Raw genomic sequence first — 7,929 nt, 5'->3', positions numbered from 1 at the left:
TTTCCGACAGCGATCGCCGTCTCTTTGTCATTAAGACTGGCTAATTGACAGAGTTTTTCTAGGATAGCTAGGCTGTAAGTCTCACTGTGCATGGATTTCAATGGGTTGAATTTCGTCGAACTCACGTTTCCCCCTTCTCCTTCCAAGTCTCGATGGCTTTCAATATTAAGGGGATGTATATCTTTTCCACCGCTACTCTTCCATTCTGGCAAAAGCGATTCCACCGTCTCTGATAACTATTGGCTTGTTCGGCTCTGCTTTGTACAAAGGGTTCCCATCTGGCTTGATTGAGACTTTGACTACTGAGTAGGGCTGTCACCATCCAACTGAGGACGGTTAAATGTCTTTTATCCACAAATCGGCTTCCTTGTTCTAGATAGGAATAAACTTGGGAGAAGATTCTGTTCTCGGTTTTCATCTTGTAGGGATTCTTGCTTTTTCCCTATCTACCCAGATATTTTTCTTTTTGGCAACCCTTGTCTTGTCAGGTTTTGACCCACTTGTGTCCGTCAGTCAGGTTAAAAGCCTTATTAAAAGAATTAAATAGCAGACTATAGGAGGAAAGGAACGATGAGGGTTAGAAAAACATTTCTGATACTTTATTTAGCAACGGGATTATCTGCGGGGTTGTTAAGTGGTTGTAATCCGTTTAGCAATACTCAAACTCAACCATCTCCTTCTCCTACAGAAACAAATAGTCAACCAGTAACAGATAATCAACAGACTCCTGCTATTGAAAATTTAAGGACACTGCAACAAGAACGCACGGATCTGAATACTTTTGTTGAGAATATTACAGTTACAGAAAGTGGAACAAAAGTAGAAAATCCTGTAGATTATGCTGAGGCAAAAAAAATTGTTGATCAACTTGCTAATGCTTACAAGACATTTAAAGATAGTTTATCTGATGATATTAAAACGGAAATCGTTTTTAATAATATTGATTCAAAGATTAAACCTATCCTAGAAGAACCTTCTCAACAGCGAAAAATTCTAGAGGATTTAGCAAAAAAGCAGTACAGTGAGGCTCAAAATAAACTATCTCAATTAGAAATTGATAGCCAGCCTATTTATAAGAAATCAGATATTGATGGACAGGATGGTTCAAAACAACGAATTGCAACTAAAAAGCTATTAGAGAACATTCTAAATGTAACCAAACCTCTCGCCACTTTAAAAATTGATAATTTATCAGAGCAACCTACTTTAACTGCTGATAAGTTAAAAATTCAATTAGAACAACTTAAGAAGGATATTAATCGTAATAATTGGGTATGGCCATTATTCAATACTCTTGCGTTACTTTCAGTTCCCATTAGTTTTATTTTTTTATGGGATAGGATGGGTAAGATTGTTCTGATTCACAAATTACATAAAACAGGAAAACCAGAAACAGATATTCAACAATTTAAGAATGAGATAGTCGCTATTAAAACTAATCTTCAAGAAATGAGCAATGAGTTGAAAAAATACTTAAAAAACAATGAATCAAAAAATGAATCAAAAGAAGAATTGGAATTAACCTTGCGTAAAATTGATGAAGTAAAGCGCGATCTTGAAAGGATTTATCATGATGTTATTTTACAGCATCTGGACACCTTAGATCCGACTCAAGATTTAATCGAAAATTATGCAGAACGTCCGACCCGCAATTTTTCAACACCTCAAGACAATTTCTCCCTTCAGCAACTAGGTGATCTTAATACCAAACTCGATAAATTATTGCAAATTAATCAACAAAATCTGTCTGTGAGATACCCTAGTGAAAATAGTGGATTATTAAACCAAATATGGTATCGCATTCAACAGATACCTTTAGATTCTCAAGATTTAACTTCTGAAGTTAAATACTTAAATTCTCAACTACAAGAATATCGCGAAAAAAATAGAGAGTTAAAAAATAAATGTAATCAATTACAGTATCAAATCGATAACCCAAGTCAGTCTGAGAATCAACTACAAAACTATGAAGAAAATATTAAACGTTTAACAATTGAACGAGATAAACTCCAAGAACAACTTGAACTGTTCAATTCAGGAGAAGTGGAACAGTTGCGTAAGCGAAATCAGCAACTAAATCAAAGCTATCAAAATCTTTCTAGTTCTTATCAAGACCTAGAACAACGATTGCAGACGGTAAATAGTGAAAAAGTCAGACTAGAGGAACAATCTACAAATCTACATAATCAGGTACACCAGTTACAGCAAGATAAAGAAGATTTAGAGTTAGAAGTTAAGAGAAATGTCCAAGATATCGGAGAACTTAAAAAACAGATTGAGCGACTAAGAAAGCTGCTTAACAAAGAGGCAATTGAGACAGTAGATATTCCCTGGCAATGGCAAAACATAATCAATTCCTATAATCAGTCTCCAGATGCTATCCTTAATATTCATGTGGTACACAAACAGGGAGAAGTGGTCGAGGATGAAGATAAAGGAGCAGAAAGACGGAATAATTCTAGTAAGCCTGTGGTTTTGACATCTAATGTGTCCCCTGATGGATTTTATATCGTATCAGTAGGAAACGATTACTTACTCTTTCCGAAACAGCACGCTATTGCCGCTTCTCAAAAGTTCACAGTATCTGCTTTATTTGATGGCTATAAAAGCGGCAACACCAGTAAATTTACCTTAATTTCACCTGCACAAGTTACCCCGGTTGGTAGCAGTGGGATGTGGCAACTGAAACACAAAGGAAGATTAGAATACAATTAATGTAAGCTAACAAGCTCAAATATTTTAGATAACGGCTCTTCGGTTTGTGTTATGCAATGGACTGGGTTTATAGGGGATGGAATCCTTATGTAGAAAGGCATTTGGCGATTTTTGTCAATTGTTTTTAACCTAAAGCGAACTCATCAATTAAGTCTCTTGCCAGATAAGGATTTAGTCAATTTATGCCCCCCTATCGAACCATACCAAGTAACGAAGAGCCTAGATAACTTCCCGTATTTATCAATAATAAAGCGACGAATTCTCATTAACACATCTCGACCAGTACCACCTAATCCGAAATCCAAACTACCGACTGGGGTTTGATAGCTTGATTGGCAGTTAAACGACACTGATTTAAGCGTGCCAGTCGGGGATAAACGTGCCATTCTGCTCCCTGAATATCGGTATTTTTAGCACTTTGGCTAGATTGCCAGGGAATCGCTTTTAAAACCGAGTCTATATCTTCCTGACTGCGAATTAAAATCGGTTCTGCAATCGTTTGGATATTATCAGCAAAGGGAAGTAAATAAACGGAATCGTTATTTTTTAAACTATCGCGAATAATTTGACCGAGGCGCGTGCGTCCTTCATCATTAAAGTTAACACTACCGGTAAGATCGATCGCTAGGATAACATCTCGTCCCTGCCAACGAGCCACCAAATCTAATCCCAGTTTTTGCCAATCGGTAAGCGGTTCCCCGGGGGATACCGTTAAACATTCAGCACTTTTCATCTAACCTCGTCCGAGAGTGAAAAATTGAGCTTATCCCTATTCTTCCGCCATTGTACTAAAAAGTTAATACTTCTTAAAAGTTTTTTTCGCTTTTATTCTCGATTTGCCCTAGGTTATTGTCAATAGTAACCATAGAGTAAACTAAATTTTAAAGAACGTAGGTTGGGTTGAAGCATGAAACCCAACGCCGGCATGGGTTACGCTACCGCTAACCCATCCTACAAATAATTGTGCCTCCCTACTTAAATTGCTTGTTGAGATAAGGCAAGAGGTAACAGTAAAGGGGGGAGATTCAGAGGTTAAAATGTGTCCTAGCTTATCCTCTAACCACCCAATCCTAATTCTCGTCTGAGCAATTGAATTGATTTATCCCCAATATAATTATCACTACAGATAATTTCTGGCAGACGAATTAAATCCGATCGCACTTCCTTAATCAGATTTTTAATTAAAGTATAACTCGCTTGATCGCTGATAATTGTCTGGGAAGTTCTGGCTAAAACTCTTAACTTATCCGTTTCATGAATTTGAGCAGACATAACTAATAAATCATCGCCCCGTAAACTATGAATTAAAATTTCGGCCACCTTAATAATACCGGTGCTAATACTGACAATTCCTAAACAGCTATCGGTGGGTAATTTTTTGATTAATGCCAATTCCTTGCTGTAATCATAGATATCGATGGGAATGACTCGTAGGTGAAAAGGAGCGGCAATTTCCTCCGCCACACTGATAAAATAGCGACTGGTGACAACAGTAGCAGATTTAGTATTGGCTAAAACTTGGGCTAAATCCTCCATTGCCACTAATTGGACGGGAATTTTGAGAGATTGCTCTAATTCTCTCAACATTAGTTCCCCTGCACCCAAATCGTGACGGGGAATGGTGACAAGAACTTGAGAACTACACTGCGATCGCCAATCGATTTCCGCCAGTAATAACTCGCGAATTTGCTCTAAAGTTAAACCTTGAGCGAGAAAACCAGCCAAACTCTGGCGAATTAGTCGGCCTATTTCTGGATTTTGTTCCAATAGGGGCGAACCCGATAAATTATCGTTTTCATGCCCGCGAGCCTTGACATAAATCCCCGAACCTGCTATAGATTCCACTAACCCATCGTCTTCCAGTTGTTGATAAATTTTACTTATCGTATTACGGTGTAATCCCGTGATCATAGCTAGTTGACGGGTACTAGGTAAACGATGGCCCGGGGGATACTGACGAGAGGCGATAGCGAAGCGAATTTGGTCAAATAATTGCTTAGAGGCGGGTATTTCACTGTCGGGCTGGATTTGGAACTGCATCGGATCACTTCGCTCACAAACTACTTTCGCTGATGCCCATTCTATCATTAGACCTCCGGCAACAATCGGACATTTTCACGGCTCTGAGGGGTCTTCGAGGCAGTATTCAGGAGCTAGAAGCAGCAAAAACCAAGATGTTATACTAAATCCGTTGAGTAACCCACAGAAAACGGGTTTCTCCGAGAAACCCGTTTTCTACTCATGCACTAATAACCAGATTTAGTATTATTTATGGTTCTTCGGTTTGTCTTATGCAATAGACGGGAGTTATAAGGGATGGAACCCTTATAGAGAAAGACATTGGGCGATTTTTGTCAATTGTTTTTTATCTAAAGCGAACTAATCAATTAAATCCCTTACCAGATAAAGATTTTGTTGATTTATGCCCCCCTATCGAACCATAACAAGTAACGAAGAGCCTTATTTATTTAAACTAGAAAAGCCACTTTTTTGCTGAAAAATAGTTAAAACAATAATTTTAGTCCGTCCCCGAAATCCCACTTGTGCGGTAGATAGTCAACAGCTGATTAAGGGGATTGATCCTCGTGGAGAAGTTTTAAGCGATCGCTCAAGGTTTTGGTTAAGCGGACAGTTTCCCGTTTTAGCGAATTTTGTTGATAATCAAGCACATTAATCCCTTGACCGATGTTTACTGTCGCTTCGCTTCCCCATCCAGGGTAAGGCTGATTATAACTAATGCTTACCGGCAAAATCTTGATATCTGCATCGGGTTTCATGGTCTTAACTTCCAACGCGATCCGCGCTACCCCCGGTTTAAGAGGATGAACCACTCGATCGCGACAGATACCCCCTTCCGGAAAAATCGCCACCATTTCCCCCGCGGCCAAAAGTTCGACGCTATGGACCAGACTACCCATACCGGGGTGATCGGTGTTGACGGGAAAACCCCCCAAACGTCGGATAAACCAACCTTGCACCCCTTTGATCTCATTAGCGGAAACCATAAAGCGCAAATCGCGTCCACTAACTAAGCGTCCCACCGCGTAGGGTAAAATCAGCGCATCCCAACGGGAACGATGGGTAGGTGCAAGGATGACACCCCCCGTTAGGGGGATATTTTCCTGGCCCGTAACCGTTATTTTGCTGAAAAAAGCTGGTAAAACTAGATAATTTCCCAGAAAATAACAAAAGCGAATTAAACAGGGATTAATTCGGGAATTGACAGCAGGACTTTTTCTAATGGTGAGGGACTCGTCAACGATAGTGCTTTGAGACATCCGAAGTGTTAGGGAAGATCGAGACTTTCTGACCACTTCTACTTTAGTCTAGTTGTCTGGGGGGTCGCTATCTTGTCCTGACCAGTTCGGCAATTGTCTTGGGGGATTAAGGGTTAGGATTGCGGTTCTACTCCCGATCCTACCGGTGCGATCGAGTTTAATTGCAAAGAGGGATGATCTTCTTTAACTTGCTGTAAATTCCACTCATTTTTGAATAATAAGACGGGACGACCCCAATAATCTTTGACAGTTAAAGTATTAAAGAGTTTACCTGCTTTTTCTAAAGCGGCCCAACCCCCGGCTACCCAACGGGCTAAACTATAGGCTAGGGGTTCGAGGGTAGTTTCGACTCCGTACTCGCTTAAAAGACGGAATTGCACCACTTCAAACTGTAATTGACCGACAGCGGCTAAAATCGGGTCGCGTTTAAATTCATCGATCGAGGATAATATCTGTACGGCCCCTTCTTCCTGTAATTCTGAGACTCCTTTTTGAAACTGTTTGAACTTGGAAGGGTTAGGATTTCTGAGATAGGCGAATAATTCCGGGGAAAAACAGGGAATACCTTCGTATTCGAGCTTTTTACCCATATAAATCGTATCACCGATCGCAAAGACCCCGGGGTTATTCAATCCGATCACATCTCCGGGATAAGCTTCTTCAATAACTGCGCGATCTTGAGCAAAAAGTTTCTGAGGACGGGATAAACGGATAGTTTTACCAGTTCTAGCGTGGTTTACTACCATATCCTTCTCGAATTTCCCCGTACATACCCGCACAAAGGCCACCCGGTCCCGATGCTTGGGATCCATGTTTGCTTGCAGTTTGAAGACAAAACCGGTGAAATCGGGATAGGTGGGATCAAGGACTCCTAGGGAGGAATTGCGTCCTCTGGGTGGTAATCCATAGTCGAGGAAGGATTCTAGGAATAATTTCACCCCAAAATTGGTCATGGCGCTACCAAAAAAGATCGGGGTCATTTCTCCTGCGTGGACTGCTGGCAAATCCAATTCTGCACCCAATTCCGAGAGTAGTTCTATATCCTCTTTTAACTGATAATACAGGTCTTTTTCGAGATAATCCTCAATTTTGGGGTCGCCAAGCTCGATCACGGTTTCCTGCGCCTCCTGAGAGCCGTGGGAGCGACGTTCAAACAGGTGTATGGTCTGGGTGGCCCGATCGAAGACTCCCCGAAAGCGATCGCCAATTCCAATCGGCCAATTGACGGGATAGGTTTGTAATCCTAATTCTCGCTCGATTTCGTCCAATAAATCCAGAGGTTCGCGGCCGGGGCGATCCATTTTGTTAACAAAGGTAAAGATGGGTAACTGCCGCAGTTTGCACACTTCAAAGAGTTTTCTCGTTTGGGGTTCCAAACCTTTGGCCGCGTCGATTAACATCACTGCATTATCGGCAGCGGCTAGGGTACGATAGGTATCTTCGCTAAAATCTTGGTGGCCGGGAGTATCGAGGAGATTAATTTGAAAATCACGATAATCGAACTGTAAAACCGTGGAAGTAATCGAAATTCCCCGTTGTTTTTCCATTTCCATCCAGTCGGAGGTGGCTTTGCGTTGGTCGCGTCTTGCTTTGACTGCACCCGCTTGATGGATTGCACCCCCGTATAGCAACAGTTTTTCGGTCAGGGTGGTCTTTCCCGCGTCAGGGTGGGAGATAATGGCAAAATTTCGCCGTTTTTCGGCTCTTCGTTACTTGTTATGGTTCGATAGGGGGGCATAAATCAACAAAATCTTTATCTGGTAAGGGATTTAATTGATTAGTTCGCTTTAGATAAAAAACAATTGACAAAAATCGCCCAATGTCTTTCTCTATAAGGGTTCCATCCCTTATAACTCCCGTCTATTGCATAAGACAAACCGAAGAACCCGTTTTTCCAAGACAGCTTCGCTGGTTTCTAGTTCTTTTTCAATTTCGG

5 protein-coding genes and 1 pseudogene are annotated in these 7,929 nt (G+C 40.9%); 1 reads left to right on the top strand and 5 read right to left on the bottom strand.

The window, feature by feature from the left end; translation table 11 throughout:
* Positions 1–121: 121 nt before the first annotated feature.
* Positions 122–418 (bottom strand): hypothetical protein, encoded by a 297-nt coding sequence (locus IQ224_RS08240; protein ID WP_084990078.1) that lies wholly within the window; start codon positions 416–418, stop codon positions 122–124.
* Between the two features lie 152 nt (positions 419–570).
* Here IQ224_RS08240 and IQ224_RS08235 point away from each other — a divergent pair, with 152 nt between their 5' ends.
* Complete coding sequence (locus IQ224_RS08235; protein ID WP_194032819.1) at positions 571–2,715, top strand: hypothetical protein; 2,145 nt, start codon at positions 571–573, stop codon at positions 2,713–2,715.
* Between the two features lie 292 nt (positions 2,716–3,007).
* Here IQ224_RS08235 and IQ224_RS08230 read toward each other — a convergent pair.
* From IQ224_RS08230 to prfC, 4 genes and pseudogenes are all read right to left on the bottom strand, one after another.
* Positions 3,008–3,448 (bottom strand): annotated as a pseudogene (locus IQ224_RS08230) (vWA domain-containing protein); the annotation flags it as partial.
* Between the two features lie 323 nt (positions 3,449–3,771).
* Positions 3,772–4,803, bottom strand: coding sequence for a GntR family transcriptional regulator (locus IQ224_RS08225; protein WP_194032818.1), 1,032 nt, complete (start codon positions 4,801–4,803; stop codon positions 3,772–3,774).
* Positions 4,804–5,282: 479 nt separating this feature from the next.
* Positions 5,283–5,993 carry a 1-acyl-sn-glycerol-3-phosphate acyltransferase gene (locus IQ224_RS08220; protein ID WP_002744588.1) on the bottom strand — a complete coding sequence of 237 codons (711 nt, stop codon included), beginning with the start codon at positions 5,991–5,993 and terminating at the stop codon, positions 5,283–5,285.
* A 113-nt stretch (positions 5,994–6,106) separates the two neighbouring features.
* Positions 6,107–7,672 (bottom strand): peptide chain release factor 3, encoded by a 1,566-nt coding sequence (gene prfC / locus IQ224_RS08215; protein WP_194032820.1) that lies wholly within the window; start codon positions 7,670–7,672, stop codon positions 6,107–6,109.
* Positions 7,673–7,929: the final 257 nt, after the last annotated feature.

This window comes from Microcystis sp. LEGE 00066 (genome assembly GCF_015207925.1).
Classification (GTDB): Bacteria; Cyanobacteriota; Cyanobacteriia; order Cyanobacteriales; family Microcystaceae; genus Microcystis; species Microcystis ichthyoblabe_A.
Note: the sequence above shows the minus strand (reverse complement) of the source record. Positions and strands in the feature narration are given on the sequence as shown.

Bases quoted from the DNA above. Each gene is read 5' to 3' on its own strand.
- IQ224_RS08240 (WP_084990078.1), bottom strand. From the start codon at position 418: ATGAAAACCGAGAACAGAATCTTCTCCCAAGTTTATTCCTATCTAGAA.
- IQ224_RS08235 (WP_194032819.1), top strand. From the start codon at position 571: ATGAGGGTTAGAAAAACATTTCTGATACTTTATTTAGCAACGGGATTA.
- IQ224_RS08225 (WP_194032818.1), bottom strand. From the start codon at position 4,803: ATGATAGAATGGGCATCAGCGAAAGTAGTTTGTGAGCGAAGTGATCCG.
- IQ224_RS08220 (WP_002744588.1), bottom strand. From the start codon at position 5,993: ATGTCTCAAAGCACTATCGTTGACGAGTCCCTCACCATTAGAAAAAGT.